Genomic DNA, 16,474 nt, shown 5'->3' on the forward strand with positions numbered 1-16,474 from the left:
ATGGCGAGCCGGTCACCATCTGGAATGCGCGCAGCATGTTTGACGTGGCGCGCATTGTGGGCAGCGCCGTGCGCAAAGTGCATGCTCGCGACGCTGAGGCGCTTAAAAAGCACGGCATCGACTTCAACTGCAGTCTCATCATCGGCGGGCAGATCAAGGGTGAAACCATGCGCCTCTTCAATGTCTACGCGGCTGGCAACTTTGTCGAGGCAGGCATTGATGGCGTGTGCTACTTCCAGATCGGGGAATCGAAGTACGGTAAGCCGGTCATCGATCGCGTGGTCACGCCGAACACACCGCTGCAAGAGGCTGCCAAGTGCGCGCTGATCTCGATGGACTCCACCCTCAAGTCCAACCTGTCCGTGGGCTTGCCCCTCGACATGCTGGTGTACGAGGCTGATTCGCTCAAGGTGGACAAGCTGATCAACATCGACGAATCGAATGCCTATTTCCGCATGATTCGCTCCAGCTGGGGGCAACGTCTGCGCGACGTGTTTGACTCCATCCCCGAGCCCAGCTGGAATGGCAGTGCCGATTGTTTGGGTGGTGGTCAATCGCTGCCGACGCAGGCTCAGGCCATGAATCCGCTGAGCAAGGTCTCAGCCCCGCAGGGCTGAGGAGCCCCCTCGCGATCAGGTGCGCTGGGTTGTTGTCCCAGCTTCCTGGTCGAGTTGATCAATGCATGCAGCCATGTCTGCATGGCAGCGCTCGATCAGCGCAGGCATGTCGTCGATCGTCAGGCCTTCGGTGGGCACTGGCGGCAGTGATCGGATGATGAGGGTGCCGCTGTGCCAGCGGTTGAGGTTCAATCCCCGCACGTAGTTGTTGGCACAGATCGGAATCAGCGGTACGCCGGCCGTGATGGCCATCTGGAACGCACCTTTCTTGAAGGGCTTCAGACCCTTGCCGTGCCCACGCGTGCCTTCAGGAAACACCCACAGCGACATGTCCTTGTGCTGCAAGGTGTCAGTGGTGGTGAGCATGGCCTTCTTGGCTTGTACGGCATTGCCGCGGTCCACCAGCACATTGCCCGCCAGCCAGTAGAGCTGCCCAAAAAACGGGACGTATTTCAGGCTCTTCTTGCCTAGGCTGGATGTCCGAACCGGCACCGTCAGGCCAAACGTCACCAAGTCGAAATTGGAGATGTGGTTAGAGATGATGACGGCAGATCGCTTGTGATGGCGAACGCTGTCGTCCTCCAGCTTGACCTTCAAACCCATGATCCAGACGGCAGGAATGCCGTAGACACGGGCGCACAGTCGGCTGTTGTCCGGGTTGAATGGGCGGCACAGGCCAATCAGCAGGCCAATGACACTCGCCAAGGTAAAGTGCACGCTCAACAACAGCGTGCGAATGATTAAGAGCACGTGAACTCCAGTCTTTCGGCGTCTGGCGCCGGATATGCAGCAAATGGATGACGACCGCGATTATCTACATGTCGTTACCCAGTGTGTTTCGCAGTGTCGTGCAGCAATGCACGCCGATGTGGGCCTCGAACCGCCTATAATGCCGCTTTACCACCGCAGCGCTCGTTTCTAGACGAGTGCTTATGCGCAAATGACCAAGTTTGTCTTCGTCACCGGCGGTGTGGTGTCCTCCCTCGGTAAGGGCATCGCCGCTGCGTCTTTGGCTGCCATTCTCGAATCGCGCGGCCTCAAAGTCACCCTGATCAAGCTGGATCCGTACATCAACGTCGATCCGGGCACGATGTCTCCGTTCCAACACGGTGAAGTCTTCGTGACCGACGACGGCGCGGAAACCGATCTGGATCTGGGGCACTACGAGCGCTTCATCACGACGCGGATGAAGAAAGCCAACAACTTCACCACCGGCCAGATCTACCAAAGCGTGCTCGAAAAAGAGCGTCGCGGCGACTACCTCGGCAAGACCGTTCAGGTCATCCCTCACATCACCAACGAGATCCAGGACTATGTCCGTCGTGGTGCTGGCGTGGGCACCCCTGATGCGGTGGATGTGGCCATCGTGGAAATCGGTGGCACCGTGGGTGACATCGAATCGCTGCCTTTCATGGAAGCGGCTCGTCAGCTCAGCCTGAAGGTTGGACCCACCAACGCCGCGTTTGTTCACTTGACCTACGTGCCCTTCATTGCGGCCGCAGGCGAGCTCAAGACCAAGCCGACCCAGCACACCGTGCAAAAAATGCGCGAAATCGGTATCCAGCCCGATGCGCTGCTGTGCCGTGCTGATCGCGCCATTCCTGAGGACGAACGCGAGAAGATCTCGTTGTTCACCAACGTGCCTCAGTCTGGCGTGATCTCGGTCTGGGATGCGGACACCATCTACAAGGTGCCACGCATGCTGCACGAGCAAGGTCTGGACAACCTGATCTGCTCGAAGCTGCAACTGCAGACCAAGCCCGCCGACCTGACCCGCTGGGACACCTTGGTCAACGAGGTCGAAAATCCCAAGGGCGCGGTCACCATCGCCATGTGCGGCAAGTACACCGACCTGTCGGACTCGTACAAGTCGCTCAACGAAGCGCTGCGTCACGCTGGCATCCACAACCACGTTCGCGTCAACATCGAGTATGTGGATTCGGAAACGCTCACGCCTGACACCGTCAGCGCGCTGGCTCAGTACGACGCCATCCTCGTGCCCGGCGGCTTCGGCAAGCGTGGCGTGGAGGGCAAGATTTGCGCGGCCCAGTTCGCCCGCGAAAACGGCATTCCATACTTGGGCATCTGCCTGGGCATGCAAGTGGCCACCATCGAGTACGCCCGTCACAAGGCCGGCTTGACCGATGCCAACTCGACCGAGTTTGAACCCGGTACACCGCACCCCGTCATCGCTTTGATTGACGAGTGGCTGGATGCCGATGGCACCGTGCAAAAGCGTGATGCCTCGTCCGACCTGGGCGGCACGATGCGTCTGGGCGCGCAAAGCTCCGACGTGGCTGCGGGCACGATCGCCCACGACATCTATGGCCCAGTGGTCACGGAACGTCACCGCCACCGCTACGAAGCCAACGAGCGTTACCTCGACAAGCTGCGCGAAGCAGGTCTGGTGATTTCGGCCATCACGCAGCGCGAAAAGCTGACCGAGATGATCGAGTTGCCCAAGACGGTTCACCCCTGGTACGTTGGCGTGCAGTTCCACCCGGAATTCAAGTCCACCCCCTGGGACGGCCATCCGCTGTTCACGGCTTACATCAAGGCTGCCCTGGATCACCAGGCTGCCGCCAAGAAGGCCTGATCGGCTGACGGTTCAAGGAATCTGACATGAAACTGTGTGGCTTCGACGTCGGTCTCAACCATCCCTTCTTCCTGATCGCCGGCCCTTGCGTGGTCGAGTCGGAGCAGTTGCAGATGGACACCGCCGGTACGCTCAAGGAAATCACCGCCGAGCTGGGCATTCCGTTCATCTTCAAGTCGAGCTACGACAAGGCCAACCGCTCCAGCGGCACGTCCTTCCGTGGTCCCGGCATGGAAAAGGGGCTGGAGATCTTGGCCAAGGTCAAGCGCGAGCTGAATGTGCCCATCCTGACCGATGTGCACGCTGAGGCCGAGATTCCGGCCGTGGCAGCTGTGGTCGATGTGCTGCAAACACCGGCTTTCCTGTGCCGTCAGACCGACTTCATTCACGCAGTGGCCCAATGTGGCAAGCCCGTGAACATCAAGAAGGGGCAGTTCCTGGCCCCTGGCGACATGAAGAACGTCATCGACAAGGCCCGCGCTGCCGCTCGTGCAGCCGGTCTGAATGACGACAACTTCATGGCGTGCGAGCGTGGCGCCAGCTTTGGTTACAACAACCTCGTGTCGGACATGCGGTCGCTGGCCATCATGCGCGAGACCAATGCACCCGTCGTCTTCGACGTGACCCACTCCGTGCAATTGCCGGGCGGGCAGGGCACGTCTTCGGGCGGTCAACGTGAGTTCGTGCCTGTGCTGGCACGTGCTGGCGTGGCTGTGGGCGTGGCGGGCTTGTTCATGGAAACCCATCCGGACCCAGCTTGTGCACTGAGCGACGGCCCCAACGCGGTGCCGCTCAAACACATGAAGGCCTTGCTGTCCACGCTGGTCGAGCTGGACCGCATCACCAAGAAGAACGGTTTCCTGGAAACCAACTTCAACTGAGCCCATAAAATCGGCGGTTTGCTTGAAGAGCAAGCCGCCTTTCGCTTTTCAAACTATCTATCTTTTGAGGAACCCCAGATGAGCGCCATCGTTGACATCATCGGCCGCGAAGTGATTGACAGCCGCGGTAACCCCACCGTCGAATGCGACGTCCTGCTGGAAAGCGGCGTCATGGGCCGTGCGGCCGTGCCGTCTGGCGCTTCGACCGGTTCGCGTGAAGCGATCGAACTGCGTGACGGCGACAAGAGCCGTTACCTGGGCAAGGGCGTGCTGAAGGCCGTTGAGCACATCAACACCGAAATCGCCGAAGCCGTGCTGGGCCTGGACGCTTCCGAGCAAGCTTTCCTGGACAAGACCCTGATCGACCTCGACGGCACCGACAACAAGGCTCGCCTGGGCGCCAACGCCATTCTGGCTGTGTCCATGGCCGTGGCCCGTGCTGCAGCCGAAGAAGCTGGCATCCCCCTGTACCGCTACTTTGGTGGCATGGGTGCCGTGCAGATGCCCGTTCCGATGATGAACGTCATCAACGGTGGTGCGCACGCCAACAACAACCTGGACCTGCAAGAGTTCATGATCCTGCCCGTAGGCGCACCTTCGTTCCGCGAAGCCCTGCGTTACGGCGCTGAAGTGTTCCACGCACTGAAGAAGATCATCCACGACAAGGGCATGTCCACAGCCGTGGGTGACGAAGGCGGTTTCGCTCCTTCCGTCGAAAGCCACGAAGCAGCCATCCAGTTGATCCTGGAAGCCATCGAGAAGGCCGGTTACGTGGCCGGGGAGCAAATCGCTTTGGGTCTGGACTGCGCCGCTTCCGAGTTCTACAAGGACGGCAAGTACCACCTGGAAGGCGAGGGCTTGACCCTGACCGCCGAACAGTGGACCGACATGCTGGCCACCTGGTGCGACAAGTACCCCATCATCTCGATCGAAGATGCCATGGCTGAAGGCGACTGGGCTGGCTGGAAGCACCTGACCGAGCGTCTGGGCAAGAAGGTTCAACTGGTGGGTGACGATCTCTTCGTGACCAACACCAAGATCCTGAAGGAAGGCATCGAGAAGGACATCGCCAACTCGATCCTCATCAAGATCAACCAGATCGGCACCCTGACCGAAACGTTCGCCGCCATTGAAATGGCCAAGCGCGCTGGTTACACCGCCGTGATCTCGCACCGTTCGGGTGAAACCGAAGACAACACGATCGCTGACATCGCTGTGGGTCTGAACGCGGGCCAGATCAAGACCGGTTCGATGAGCCGTTCGGATCGCATGAGCAAGTACAACCAACTGCTGCGCATCGAAGAAGATCTGGGCAATGTGGCTGAGTACCCTGGCCGCGCCGCTTTCTACAACTTGCGTTGATTCATGCAAGTGTGATGACGCCGCTAGGTGTCATCCCCAAAAAGACGGGACCTTCGGGTTCCGTTTTTTTTGCGCATGACCATGGATAATGTGAAGATGCGTTTCGCCACACTCGTCCTGCTTGCGCTCATTGCGGTCGTGCATGCCGAACTCTGGTTCGGTAAGGGTGGTGTGCCGCGCGTGATGTCCTTGCGTGCGCAAGTCGAGGCGCAACACAAGTCCAACAGTGAGGCGCAGGCGCGTAACGATCAGTTGGCCGCCGAGGTACGAGACCTTCAAGAAGGACTCGAGATGGTGGAAGAAAAGGCCCGTGTCGAGTTAGGCATGGTGAAGCCTGACGAGATTTACGTGCAGTTGACGCACAGCCTGCCTCAGCCCATGCAGGCTGCCTCCGCGCCTGTCTCACCTTGATGTTTTCTCTCGCAGATGTCGCCAGCCATCTGGCTTGGCTGGACCCGTTTCTGGAGCCATTGTGGACCGGATGGGGAACTCCCGTCAGCACGCTTGAGACGGTGGCGTTTGCATTGTCCATCTGGATGGTGGGCTGCAATTTGCGCGTCAACCCATTGGGCTGGCCGTTGGCCATCTTGAGTTCCGCCTTGTACGCCTTGCTGTTTGTACGCAGTCGTCTTTACGGCGAGGCAGGTTTGCAGTTGGTGTTCATTGCCATGTCTTTCTGGGGCTGGTGGCAGTGGCTGCAGGGGCGCGCTGAGTTGGCGCAGGGAGCGGCTGTCGGCTCATTGAGCGCAGCAGGGCGACGATTGACTTGGGTCTCACTGCTTGTGCTATGGCCAACGATCGGCCTGTTGCTGCAACACGCGACCGATTCGGATGTGCCGTGGCTGGATGCGTTGCCCACCGCCGGAAGTCTGATTGGCCAATACCTGCTGGCTAAAAAGCGGGTTGAAAACTGGCCTGTCTGGCTGCTGGTCAACTTGGTGAGCACGGCGCTGTTTGCCTACAAGCAGTTGTGGCTGACCGTACTGTTGTATGCCGTGTTTGCCGCACTTTCAGTTGCTGGCTGGCGCGCGTGGATCCGATTGGCATCCGGTATCGAGCGGTCAGCATGATGGCGCATCCAGCCAATGTGATTGCCGTTGTCGGGGCCGAGAGCACCGGCAAGACCTCGCTGGTGCATGAACTGACACGCGTGTTGTCAGGGCGCGGGGTGGATGTGGTCATGGTGCCGGAAGTGCTGCGCGAGTTTTGTGATGCGCACGGCAGAACCCCGGCAGTACATGAGCAACAGGGCATTGCCAGGGAGCAAACGCAACGCATTCTCGATGCCACACGCTCACATGACTGGGTGGTCGCGGACACCACTGCGTTGATGACTGCGGTCTACAGCGAGTACATCTTTCGCGATCACAGCCTCTATGACCAAGCCATGCTGGATCACAGTACGTCGGCGTTGACCTTGTTGACGTCTTTGGACATCGCCTGGACCCCAGATAGCTTCATCCGCGATGGTGCGCATGTGCGCGAGCCAGTGGATACGCTGATCAGGCAGACACTGATCCGGCACGGCGTGTCTTTCCAGGTGGTGGCCGGGACTGGTGCGGCTCGCGTCAACCACGCGCTCAGCGCGGTCGAGCACGTCATCGGCGGAGGGGCAGGCGCGTCTGCTGCGTTGCGGGGCAAGTCTCAATGGCGTTGGTACTGCGACAACTGCGATGACGGTGAATGCGAGCAGCATTGGCTGAGCCGCTTGAAGTGAGACATGACTGACATCGCCTCGCCGGCTTGGCCGCCGCTCACGGTTTTGTGGCAGGACGAACACTATGTGGTCATTCACAAGCCCTCAGGTTGGCTCGTGCATCGCACTGGCCTGGACGCACACGAATCCCGGATCGTCCTTCAGCACCTCCGTGACCAACTCGGACGCCCGGTTTATCCAGTGCATCGTCTGGACAAGGGGACGTCGGGTGTGCTGCTGATGGCACTGAGCAGCGATGCGGCGCGTGCGATGGCGCAGGCCTTCGAAGGCCATCTCGTGGACAAACACTACATCGCAATGGTGCGAGGGTGGCCCGCGCCGGCATGGGATGTTGACCATCCGCTCAAGCCTGATGATGCGCCGGCCGATGCGCCCGCGCAGTCGGCGCAGACCCAATTCAAGCGTCTGGCAACGTTGCAGTTGGACGTGCCGGTGGATCGCTATCCAACCACCAGGGTGGCGCTGGTTGAGGCTCGTCCGCTCACGGGGCGGCGGCATCAGATTCGTCGCCACTTGAAGCATGTCGCGCATCCCATCATTGGGGACGCGACGCATGGCAAGGGACCTCACAACCGCTGGTGGGCCGAGAGGCTGGGTCTGCAGCGCCTTTGGCTTCATGCCGAAGGGCTGACTTTCACGCACCCGTTCACCCAACACAGGATGGAGATTGCCTCAGATTGGCGCAGTGAGTCACTCAATCCTGATTGGGTGGGGCTGTGGCGCAGCCATGATTGGCAGGCTTGAAGGTTGTGAGGCGTTGGTTACTGCAGTTTGTCTGCAGCGGGCGCGGCCACATCACTTTCTGTAAACAACTCGGCCACATCAATGGGGTCAAACTGATAGTGCAAGCCACAGAAATCGCAGCCGATTTCGACTTGTCCTTGCTCGGCAATGATGGAATCCACCTCCTCCTTGCCCAACCCCTTCAGCATGTCTCCCACGCGTTCGCGTGAGCAAGAGCAGGCGAATTTGGGGCCGTTGGCGCCCTGCATGGCAGGGAAGCGGCGGACGTCTTCCTCCCAGAACAGGCGGTGAAGGATGGTGTCCGCATCCAGCGTCAGCAGTTCTTCTTCCTTCAGGGTCGAAGCCAAATGCGAGATGCGGTTGTACGCATCGGCCAAATCCATGTCCTCGGCGCTGCGCTCACCTTGTGCCAGATTGGCTTCACCTTCGACCGGCAGACGCTGAATCAGCAGGCCTGCAGCCACCTCGTCATTGGCGGCCAGAACCAACTTGCTGTCCAGTTGTTCTGACTGACGCATGTACTGCTCCAGCACCGAAGCGAGGTCATGCAGAGGCTGATGCGCGGCGTCGTTGAGTGGTACAACGCCTTGATAGGGCTGCTGCCCTGGCAGGCGATCTTTGGGGTCGAGCGTGATGGCGCATCGACCGCGTCCATGCACGTTCACCATCTCACTCAGCGGCAGACGCCCGTTGTCCGTGGCGGGCAACTCGCCAACGACCTTGGCTGTGCTGCGGAAGCTGAGGTCAGGCTGCACCTCGGTGACGGCGACCTTCACGGGCCCGTCCCCAAAAATCTGCATGATCACGGCGCCGTTGAATTTGATGTTGGATTGCATGAGGACACCTGCGGCGCTCATTTCACCCAGCAAGCGACGCAGAGGCGCATCGAAGTGGCCGGCTGCTTCGCGGCGACGGAGCACCTCCTGCCAGCTGTCGGTCAACCGGACCAGCATGCCTCGAACGGGCAATCCCTCAAACAAAAACTTGTGCAATTCACTCATGAAAACTCATTCATTCGGTGCGTCGATTCGCACCATGTCGGTCTGATATTGGGCCGCCTTGCTCACATACAAGGCAGTCCCCATGTGCATGCGCGCGAAATCGGCCTCGGTCAGTGGGCGAACGGCCTTGGCCGGAGATCCCATGATCAGCATGCCGTCTTCAAAGACTTTGCCTTCCGTGACCAGCGCGCCGGCGGCCACCAGACAGTTCTTGCCGATGACTGCGCCATTGAGCACCACCGCCTGGATGCCGATCAGCGCACCATCGCCCACGGTGCAGCCGTGAAGCATGGCTTGGTGCCCAACCGTCACGTTCTCGCCAATCGTCAGAGGGAATCCAATGTCTGTGTGCAGAACCGAGGACTCCTGAATATTGGAGTTGCGGCCAAGGACGATGGGCTCGTTGTCACCGCGCATGGTGACGTGTGACCAAACGCTGCTGCCTTCGGACAGCACGACCTGCCCAATGACGTCGGCCGAATCGGCCACATAAGCGCTGGGGTGAACCTGCGGGACCTTGTCTTTGATTCGGTAGAGCGCCATGACTTGCCTTTGGGCTGCCCTGCGAAGGCTCGCCGTAAGTGGAAATGGCTCAATTTTACGAGGGACGCAGAATCGGTGCGGGGACTTTGTTTCGCAGAGAATTTATGATCAGGGACATTCCACATCAACCAACCTTTTTTGATTGGGTCTGCGTATGAAAACAGTCGGAGACAAGCTCGAAACCTTCAAAGTCGTGGGCGTCAAGCCAGGCTTTCTGCAAGACGTGGAGCATGGTCATTCCGCCTTTGAGGACATCACGGAAAAGAGCTTCCCAGGCAAGTGGAAGGTGATCTATTTCTATCCCAAGGATTTCACGGCGGTTTGCGGCAGCGAGGTGGCGGGTTTTGACCGTTTGTCGAAAGCTTTTGCTGATCGCAACGCGGTTTTGATGGGCGGCTCGACAGACAACGAGCATTCCAAGTTGGGGTGGCGCCGAGAGAGTCCGGAACTGAGTCATCTGGCGCATTTCAGTTTCGCAGACGAAACGGGCTCGCTGCTCGATCAATTGGGTGTTCGCGACAAGGAAAAGGGCATTGCCATGCGGGCCACGTTCGTGGTCGATCCGGACAACGTCATCCGGCACGTCACGGTCAACGGCATCTTTGTGGGGCGCAATCCGGAGGAAACGCTGCGTGTTCTGGATGCGCTGCAAACCGAGGCTCCCTGTGTCTGCAACCGTGAAGTGGGTGGCGAGACACTCTGATTGCCCATGATCATTCTCTTATCCCCGGCCAAGAGCCTTGACTACGATACGCCCGCGTCAACGGCCAAGCACACACTGCCGCAATTCGTGAATGAATCGGCAGCGTTGATCGATGTGCTGCGCCCCTATACGCCGGCACAAATTGCATCGCTGATGGATCTCAGCGATGCGTTGTCTTCACTGAATGTGGCCCGTTATGCGGCGTGGTCGTCGACCTTTTCGGCCGACAACAGCAAGCAGGCCGTGTTGGCATTCAATGGTGATGTCTACGAAGGGTTGGATGCCAACACCCTGTCAGTCGCTGATCTGGACTGGGCGCAAGATCATTTGGGTATCTTGAGTGGGCTGTACGGCGTGTTGCGTCCTCTTGACTGGATGCAGCCGTATCGCCTGGAGATGGGCACCAAGCTGGCCAATCCGCGCGGTAAGGATCTTTATGCATGGTGGGGTGACATCTTGGCGCTGTATCTGAACGAACGCCTGGCTGAGCAGGGAGATGACCTCATCATCAATCTGGCGTCGCAGGAGTACTTCAAGTCCGTCAAACGCAAGGCCTTGCGAGCTCGTGTCGTGGAATGCGTGTTTGAGGATTGGAAGGCGGGCAAGTGGAAGGTGATCAGCTTTCACGCCAAGCGGGCCCGTGGCTTGATGGCTCGTTATGCCATTCAAAAGCGTGCGAAGACGGCAGCTGATTTGGTGGCCTTCGACCACGAGGGTTATGCCTTCGATGCGTCGGTTTCGTCCGCTGACCGTCTGGTGTTTCGTCGCAGGATAGAAAGTTGAGATTTTTTTGAAAAGGCCGTCAACCGAGTGTCACTGAGGCTCGTTAAGGTTGCACAGGCTGACTTTTCTGGTCTGCACATTCAACCGTTAGATTCACTGGAGATTTCCATGAAAAAGCTGATTGCCGCCGTGATTGCTTCCGTGTTTGCCGTTGGTGCTTTCGCCGCTGAGCCTGCAGCACCTGCTGCTTCCGCTGCTGCGTCTGCCCCTGCTGCCAAGAAGGCTCATCACAAGGCCAAGAAGGCTGCTGCTGCCGCTTCGGCTGCTGCCTCCAAGTGATCTGACGCTGCGCCGCTGATCGGTGCAGCTCGATACAAAAAAGCCCGGAATCATCCGGGCTTTTTTCATGGGGCACTCAGCGGTTGCCGCTGGCAGGGTGGCGAGGCTTCCCCCCCGCACGTGGGCCCGATGAGGTGTTACCGCCCTTGTCCTGACGTCGTCCGTCAGCGTGGCGTGCGCCGTTGGGGGCGCCAGCGCCAGGACGACGCCCCGCAGCGTTGCGATCAGCAGGGCGGCGGTCGTTGGCAGCACCTTGCGTCGAAGGGGCGCGTTGCCCACCGCGTGAGCCTGGTGCACCGTGTAAGACGCGTCGACCCAATTGGATGGGCTCGGGGCGTGCGTGTGGGTCGGGCTCAAAACCAGGAACGGTTTCGCGCGGGATGGGGCGCTTGATCAGCTTTTCGATGTCGGCCAGGAAGCCTTCTTCATCGATGCAGACCAGGGACAGCGCTTCGCCTTCGGCGCCCGCACGACCGGTTCGGCCAATGCGGTGCACGTAGTCTTCGGCCACATTGGGCAGCTCATAGTTCACCACGTGAGGCAACTGGTCGATGTCGATGCCGCGGGCGGCGATGTCGGTGGCGACCAGGACTTGCAACTGTCCAGACTTGAATTCAGACAAAGCACGGGTGCGCGCCCCTTGGCTCTTGTTGCCGTGGATGGCCATCGCCGTGATGTCCTGCTTTTCCAGGAATTCGGCCAAACGATTGGCGCCGTGCTTCATGCGCGTGAACACCAGCACCTGATGCCAGTTGTTCTCTTTGATCAGGTGCGCCAGCAACTCTTTCTTGCGGTCGCGATCTACCGGGTGCACCTTCTGAGCGATGGTGTCGGCCGTGGCATTGCGGCGAGCGACTTCAATCACCTTGGGTGAATTCAGCAGACGCTCGGCCAGCGCCTTGATCTCGTCGGAGAACGTGGCCGAGAACAGCAGGCTTTGCTTCTTTTGCGGCAGGATGGCAAGCACACGGCGGATGTCATGGATGAACCCCATGTCCAGCATGCGATCGGCTTCGTCCAGTACGAAGTACTCGACGTGACTCAGATCCAGGTTGCCTTGCTGATGGTGGTCGAGCAGGCGGCCGGGCGTGGCCACCAGGATGTCTACGCCTCGGCGCAGCGCGTCAACCTGCGGGTTCATGCCCACGCCACCAAACATCACCATGGACTTGATGGGCAGGTACTTGCCGTAAATGCGCACGTTTTCCTCGACCTGGGCCGCGAGTTCACGTGTTGGGGTCAGGATCAGGGCGCGGATGACACGCTTTTGCCCGGCTTGCTGGGGCTTGGCGGCCATTTTGTGCAGCAGGGGCAGCGTGAATCCAGCGGTCTTGCCGGTGCCTGTCTGCGCACCTGCTAGCAAATCTCCTCCGGTCAATACCGCAGGAATGGCTTGTGCTTGGATGGGGGTAGGGGAGGTGTAGCCGGTTTCTTGGACGGCTCGCAACAGTGGCTCGATGAGCCCCAGACTTTCAAAAGACATGTCGACTGTGGCCCATGAAGGTAGTCGGCGACTGCACTCGTGACGTCCGGGCCAGAACGACGAGTCAACCGTTGGGGAGCGGATGTCCCCAAAGAATGCGGCCACCCCGGGAAGTCCAGCGGTGGCCGTGTTGATGCCCTGATTGTAGGTGCCGAAACTGGCTTTTCGCAGTGTGGAGGCACCAAAATAGGACAGCGTGAGGGCTTGTTGGACACCTTAGGCGTCATCTCGGCGTATCTGCTGAGTGAATACCCCCGGCCGCAGGTGTTGAGAGCACCTAGAATCTGACGCATGAGTTCAATGGTTCTTGCTCGCAAATACCGTCCCCGAGGCTTTGACAGCATGGTTGGTCAAGGTCACGTGGTTCAGGCCTTGGCCAATGCGCTGACGCAGCAGCGCTTGCACCACGCCTATCTGTTTACCGGTACCCGTGGGGTCGGTAAGACAACGGTGTCTCGGATTCTGGCCAAGTCGCTCAATTGCGTTGGCCCCGACGGACAAGGCACGATCACAGCCAGCCCCTGCGGGCACTGCCAGCCGTGTCGTGACATTGATGCGGGTCGCTTTGTCGACTATGTGGAACTGGATGCGGCGTCCAACCGGGGCGTCGAAGAAATTTCCCAACTGCTGGAGCAGGCGGTTTACAAGCCAGTGATGGGGCGCTTCAAGGTCTACATGATCGATGAAGTGCACATGCTCTCGAACACGGCGTTCAACGCGATGTTGAAGACCTTGGAGGAGCCGCCAGACTATTTGAAGTTTGTCCTTGCGACAACGGATCCCCAGAAGGTTCCCGTGACGGTCTTGTCACGGTGTTTGCAGTTCAACCTGCGTCCGATGGCTGTTCAGACCGTGCAGGAGCACCTGGCGCAGGTCTTGTCGGTTGAGCAGATTGAATCTGATCCCGGGTCATTGAGATTGCTGGCGCGTGCTGCGAGGGGATCGATGCGCGACGCCATGTCGCTGACGGATCAAGCCATCGCATTTGGCGGCGGGCGACTGGAGGAGGGCGCTGTTCGGCAAATGCTGGGCGCGGTTGATCGTCAACACGTTCAGCGCATCATCGAGGCCGTCGGTGCGGGCGATGGCGCTGGGCTGGTGGGGGCCGTTGACACCTTGCGTCAACTCGGCCTGTCTGCCTCGGGGACCTTGGAAGAGTTGGCGACGGCGTTGCAGCGCATGGCGGTGATCCAGGCCGTGCCGCAGATGCAGTCCCCTGAAGATGACCCGGATGCGCAGGTGTGGGCTCAGTTGGCGCCAGTGCTGGCTCCGGACGAAACCCAGTTGTTCTACAGCTTGTGCATTCAAGGGCGCGCTGAGTTGGCCTTGGCGCCAGATGAGTACAACGGGCTGCTGATGCTACTGTTGCGCTTGCTGGCCTTCAAGCCTGGGCACGCATACGGGGCAGGAGACAGTCCTCGCCCAAAAGCTGAAGGCTCGGCACGGACACAGATCCCGGTTGCCGAGCCCAAGCCGGTAACAAAGTCTGAGCCAGCACCTGTATCGGCGCCTGCCACGCGGCCTGTTGAGGTCAAGGTGGTGCCTGCAGAGGCGCCAGCGCTGCCTGTGGTGCGTGAGCCTGCTCAAGGCTCGGCCGCACCGTGGGACGACGCGCCAGCAGAGCCAAAGAATGCTGTCGAGCCAAGCGCACCATCGGTTCAGGTCATTAAGCCGCCAGCACCAGTAGTTGCGCCGGTAGCCGAGGACTTTGATGAGCGGCCAGAGCCACCCGATGAGGACTGGACGACTTCGGTCGAGCCTGCTTGGGATGCAACGGTGGATGTGGATGCCGCCTTTGACGATGTGATGCCGGCCAAACTGGCTGCGTCGCCTGTGGTTGCTGCTCAACCCTCTCCAGAGTTGCCCGCTTCCCCAAAGAAGGCGACGCTGTCGTTTGACCTGCCGCCTTTGGGGGCAGATCCGCTCTCCGATCGTTGGGCGGAATTGGTCAAGGAACTCAATGCCAAAGGGTTGATCTCTGCACTGGTGCGAGAGCTCGCAATGCAGTCTCAGGCTGTCGCATGTTCGGACGAGCCAGACGGTAGCGTCCACTGGCGTCTACGTGTTGACCGTGAGAGCTTGTGTTCCGATGTCAACCGAGAGCGGTTGAGCGCGGCGATGGCTCAGCAGCAAGGACAGGCAGTCAAGCTCACACTTGAAAAAGCACCAGCCTTCAATACGCCAGCACAACGCGATCAAGTTGCGCGTGAGGTCAAGCAGCGAGACGCTGAAGCGCTGATCGAGGGGGATCCTCTCGTTCAAGAATTGATGGCTCGCTACCCCGGTGCGCGCATCGTGCCCGGCTCAATTCAGCCCCTCTGATTTTTCTGTCATCGCCTTGCGGTGACAATCTTGTTTCTTGAAATAGAAAGGACGAGCCATGCTCAAAGGACAACTCGCAGGCCTGATGAAACAGGCCCAACAAATGCAGGACAACCTCAAGAAGGCTCAGGAAGAGTTGGGCCACGTGGAGGTGGAAGGCCAGTCTGGTGCTGGCTTGGTCAAGGTGCTCATGACCTGCAAGAACGATGTCAAGCGCGTCACCATCGATCCCAGCTTGCTGGCAGATGACAAGGACATGCTGGAAGACTTGGTGGCTGCTGCATTCAATGACGCAGTCCGCAAGGCAGAAGCGACCAGTGCTGAAAAGATGGGTAAGCTGACTGCTGGCATGCCCATGCCTCCTGGCATGAAGTTCCCGTTTTAAAGGCGCGCTTGCACGATGGCTGATCCCGCGCTGGACGCGCTGGTTGATGCGCTGCGCTGTTTGCCCGGCGTTGGGCAGAAGTCTGCCCAACGCATGGCCTATCACCTGCTGCAGCACGACAGAGCTGGTGCGACCAAGCTGGCTTTGGCCTTGGAAGGTGCCGTCACAGAGATTGGCCATTGCGAGCGGTGCCATACCTTCAGTCGGGCCCCTGTCTGCGATGTTTGCCTGGATGACAGTCGAGACAAACATCTGCTGTGTGTCGTCGAGACACCTGCAGATCAGGCTGCATTGGAGCGAACGGGTAGCTACAAAGGTTGCTATTTCGTTCTGCTGGGGCGGCTGAGCCCGCTGGATGGTCTGGGTGCCAAAGACATTGGCTTGAGTGCCTTGCTGGAGCGTGCCAGCGATGGCTTGGTCAAAGAGGTCATTTTGGCGACCAATTTCACCGCTGAGGGCGAGGCCACGGCGCACGTTCTGGCTGAACATCTCAAGGCGCGTGGATTGAAAGTGACACGCCTTGCTCGGGGCGTGCCTGTTGGAAGTGAATTAGAGTACGTCGACCTCGGAACGATTGCCCATGCGTTCATGGATCGACGCTGAGTTTCATCAACGACAAAATGGCCGATCAACCAGGCCGGAGGAGACTGTCAATGAGTGTTGCGAACTGGTGTGTACTGGCGGCTTGTGCTTTGCCCGTCTTGACGGTTGGGATGGCCAAGGCCAGCGCAGGCATGAAATCGCCCCGTAAAGGTGGCTACGACAATCACAATCCCCGCCAGTGGCTGGGCCAGTTGACGGGGTGGCAACAGCGTGCTGTGGCAGCGCAAGCCAATGGTTTTGAGGCTTTGCCTTTGTTCATTGCAGCTGTGCTGATGGCGCAGCAAGCGCACGCGGATCAGTCGTCCATCGATCACGGGGGGCAGCCGGGATAAAGACAGAAATAGCACATAAGCGATAAACGAATCCTCATGCGCCTGCTTATTACTTAAACCGATAAGTCGTGACGCAATTGGCGCATCACACCCGCTGACCTTCTAAGCCCTGCTCCGCCGCTG

Annotated in this window: 19 protein-coding genes; 15 read left to right on the forward strand and 4 right to left on the reverse strand. The window is 59.4% G+C overall.

All coding sequences use genetic code 11. From position 1 onward, the window contains the following. Positions 1-617 (forward strand): peptidase (locus ACMV18_RS07020; protein ID WP_420817257.1); only part of this gene is annotated, 617 nt, incomplete at its 5' end. Between the two features lie 15 nt (positions 618-632). Here the strand turns inward: ACMV18_RS07020 and ACMV18_RS07025 are convergent. Further along, positions 633-1,367 (reverse strand): 1-acylglycerol-3-phosphate O-acyltransferase, encoded by a 735-nt coding sequence (locus ACMV18_RS07025; protein WP_374259213.1) that lies wholly within the window; start codon positions 1,365-1,367, stop codon positions 633-635. Between the two features lie 190 nt (positions 1,368-1,557). Between ACMV18_RS07025 and ACMV18_RS07030 the strand changes: the two genes are divergently transcribed. The 7 genes from ACMV18_RS07030 (at position 1,558) to ACMV18_RS07060 (ending at position 7,917) form a co-directional block, all read left to right on the forward strand. Then, positions 1,558-3,213, forward strand: coding sequence for a CTP synthase (locus ACMV18_RS07030; RefSeq protein WP_374259214.1), 1,656 nt, complete (start codon positions 1,558-1,560; stop codon positions 3,211-3,213). 26 nt (positions 3,214-3,239) lie between these two features. Then, complete coding sequence (gene kdsA, locus ACMV18_RS07035; protein ID WP_374259215.1) at positions 3,240-4,094, forward strand: 3-deoxy-8-phosphooctulonate synthase; 855 nt, start codon at positions 3,240-3,242, stop codon at positions 4,092-4,094. A gap of 78 nt (positions 4,095-4,172) precedes the next feature. Beyond that, entirely contained in the window at positions 4,173-5,456 is a 1,284-nt protein-coding gene (gene eno, locus ACMV18_RS07040; RefSeq protein ID WP_420817258.1) for a phosphopyruvate hydratase, read from the forward strand. A gap of 96 nt (positions 5,457-5,552) precedes the next feature. Then, entirely contained in the window at positions 5,553-5,867 is a 315-nt protein-coding gene (ftsB, locus tag ACMV18_RS07045; protein WP_374259217.1) for a cell division protein FtsB, read from the forward strand. Continuing rightward, entirely contained in the window at positions 5,867-6,526 is a 660-nt protein-coding gene (gene pnuC / locus ACMV18_RS07050; RefSeq protein WP_374259223.1) for a nicotinamide riboside transporter PnuC, read from the forward strand. Before ftsB ends, pnuC begins: the two co-directional genes overlap by 1 nt. Then, a complete protein-coding gene (locus ACMV18_RS07055) occupies positions 6,523-7,173 on the forward strand; it encodes an AAA family ATPase (RefSeq protein ID WP_420817259.1) in 651 nt (216 codons plus the stop codon). The genes pnuC and ACMV18_RS07055 overlap by 4 nt, the downstream gene beginning before the upstream one ends. Before the next feature lie 3 nt (positions 7,174-7,176). Next, complete coding sequence (locus tag ACMV18_RS07060; RefSeq protein ID WP_420817260.1) at positions 7,177-7,917, forward strand: pseudouridine synthase; 741 nt, start codon at positions 7,177-7,179, stop codon at positions 7,915-7,917. 17 nt (positions 7,918-7,934) lie between these two features. Here ACMV18_RS07060 and ACMV18_RS07065 read toward each other — a convergent pair whose 3' ends face one another. Continuing rightward, positions 7,935-8,918, reverse strand: coding sequence for an Hsp33 family molecular chaperone HslO (locus ACMV18_RS07065; RefSeq protein ID WP_420817261.1), 984 nt, complete (start codon positions 8,916-8,918; stop codon positions 7,935-7,937). Positions 8,919-8,924: 6 nt separating this feature from the next. Beyond that, a complete protein-coding gene (locus ACMV18_RS07070) occupies positions 8,925-9,461 on the reverse strand; it encodes a gamma carbonic anhydrase family protein (protein ID WP_374259221.1) in 537 nt (178 codons plus the stop codon). 154 nt (positions 9,462-9,615) lie between these two features. Between ACMV18_RS07070 and ACMV18_RS07075 the strand changes: the two genes are divergently transcribed. From ACMV18_RS07075 to ACMV18_RS07085, 3 genes are all read left to right on the forward strand, one after another. Further along, positions 9,616-10,164: a redoxin domain-containing protein gene (locus ACMV18_RS07075; protein WP_420817262.1), complete on the forward strand. Its 549-nt coding sequence runs from the start codon at positions 9,616-9,618 to the stop codon at positions 10,162-10,164. Between the two features lie 6 nt (positions 10,165-10,170). Further along, a complete protein-coding gene (yaaA, locus tag ACMV18_RS07080; protein ID WP_420817263.1) occupies positions 10,171-10,947 on the forward strand; it encodes a peroxide stress protein YaaA in 777 nt (258 codons plus the stop codon). Between the two features lie 108 nt (positions 10,948-11,055). Next, positions 11,056-11,226, forward strand: a complete 171-nt coding sequence (locus tag ACMV18_RS07085; RefSeq protein ID WP_374259209.1) for a hypothetical protein — start codon at positions 11,056-11,058, stop codon at positions 11,224-11,226. 76 nt (positions 11,227-11,302) lie between these two features. Here ACMV18_RS07085 and ACMV18_RS07090 read toward each other — a convergent pair whose 3' ends face one another. Further along, positions 11,303-12,709 (reverse strand): DEAD/DEAH box helicase, encoded by a 1,407-nt coding sequence (locus ACMV18_RS07090; RefSeq protein WP_420817264.1) that lies wholly within the window; start codon positions 12,707-12,709, stop codon positions 11,303-11,305. Between the two features lie 291 nt (positions 12,710-13,000). Between ACMV18_RS07090 and dnaX the strand changes: the two genes are divergently transcribed. The 4 genes from dnaX to ACMV18_RS07110 are packed head-to-tail and all read left to right on the forward strand — an operon-like array spanning position 13,001 to position 16,351. Further along, positions 13,001-15,031, forward strand: a complete 2,031-nt coding sequence (gene dnaX, locus ACMV18_RS07095) for a DNA polymerase III subunit gamma/tau (RefSeq protein ID WP_420817265.1) — start codon at positions 13,001-13,003, stop codon at positions 15,029-15,031. 58 nt (positions 15,032-15,089) lie between these two features. Beyond that, positions 15,090-15,416: a YbaB/EbfC family nucleoid-associated protein gene (locus ACMV18_RS07100; protein ID WP_420817266.1), complete on the forward strand. Its 327-nt coding sequence runs from the start codon at positions 15,090-15,092 to the stop codon at positions 15,414-15,416. A 15-nt stretch (positions 15,417-15,431) separates the two neighbouring features. Continuing rightward, entirely contained in the window at positions 15,432-16,019 is a 588-nt protein-coding gene (recR, locus tag ACMV18_RS07105) for a recombination mediator RecR (RefSeq protein WP_374259205.1), read from the forward strand. A gap of 50 nt (positions 16,020-16,069) precedes the next feature. Further along, the gene (locus ACMV18_RS07110; RefSeq protein WP_420817267.1) at positions 16,070-16,351 is read left to right on the forward strand and encodes an MAPEG family protein; all 282 of its coding nucleotides are present in this window, start codon (positions 16,070-16,072) and stop codon (positions 16,349-16,351) included. Positions 16,352-16,474 lie beyond the last annotated feature (123 nt).

Source organism: Aquabacterium sp. (genome assembly GCF_048860245.1).
Lineage (GTDB): Bacteria > Pseudomonadota > Gammaproteobacteria > Burkholderiales > Burkholderiaceae_C > Aquabacterium.

Coding starts and splice junctions, on each gene's coding strand:
- ACMV18_RS07030 (WP_374259214.1), top strand. CDS start 1,558: ATGACCAAGTTTGTCTTCGTCACCGGCGGTGTGGTGTCCTCCCTCGGT.
- kdsA (WP_374259215.1), top strand. CDS start 3,240: ATGAAACTGTGTGGCTTCGACGTCGGTCTCAACCATCCCTTCTTCCTG.
- eno (WP_420817258.1), top strand. CDS start 4,173: ATGAGCGCCATCGTTGACATCATCGGCCGCGAAGTGATTGACAGCCGC.
- ftsB (WP_374259217.1), top strand. CDS start 5,553: ATGCGTTTCGCCACACTCGTCCTGCTTGCGCTCATTGCGGTCGTGCAT.
- pnuC (WP_374259223.1), top strand. CDS start 5,867: ATGTTTTCTCTCGCAGATGTCGCCAGCCATCTGGCTTGGCTGGACCCG.
- ACMV18_RS07055 (WP_420817259.1), top strand. CDS start 6,523: ATGATGGCGCATCCAGCCAATGTGATTGCCGTTGTCGGGGCCGAGAGC.
- ACMV18_RS07060 (WP_420817260.1), top strand. CDS start 7,177: ATGACTGACATCGCCTCGCCGGCTTGGCCGCCGCTCACGGTTTTGTGG.
- ACMV18_RS07065 (WP_420817261.1), bottom strand. CDS start 8,918: ATGAGTGAATTGCACAAGTTTTTGTTTGAGGGATTGCCCGTTCGAGGC.
- ACMV18_RS07070 (WP_374259221.1), bottom strand. CDS start 9,461: ATGGCGCTCTACCGAATCAAAGACAAGGTCCCGCAGGTTCACCCCAGC.
- ACMV18_RS07075 (WP_420817262.1), top strand. CDS start 9,616: ATGAAAACAGTCGGAGACAAGCTCGAAACCTTCAAAGTCGTGGGCGTC.
- yaaA (WP_420817263.1), top strand. CDS start 10,171: ATGATCATTCTCTTATCCCCGGCCAAGAGCCTTGACTACGATACGCCC.
- ACMV18_RS07085 (WP_374259209.1), top strand. CDS start 11,056: ATGAAAAAGCTGATTGCCGCCGTGATTGCTTCCGTGTTTGCCGTTGGT.
- ACMV18_RS07090 (WP_420817264.1), bottom strand. CDS start 12,709: ATGTCTTTTGAAAGTCTGGGGCTCATCGAGCCACTGTTGCGAGCCGTC.
- dnaX (WP_420817265.1), top strand. CDS start 13,001: ATGAGTTCAATGGTTCTTGCTCGCAAATACCGTCCCCGAGGCTTTGAC.
- ACMV18_RS07100 (WP_420817266.1), top strand. CDS start 15,090: ATGCTCAAAGGACAACTCGCAGGCCTGATGAAACAGGCCCAACAAATG.
- recR (WP_374259205.1), top strand. CDS start 15,432: ATGGCTGATCCCGCGCTGGACGCGCTGGTTGATGCGCTGCGCTGTTTG.
- ACMV18_RS07110 (WP_420817267.1), top strand. CDS start 16,070: ATGAGTGTTGCGAACTGGTGTGTACTGGCGGCTTGTGCTTTGCCCGTC.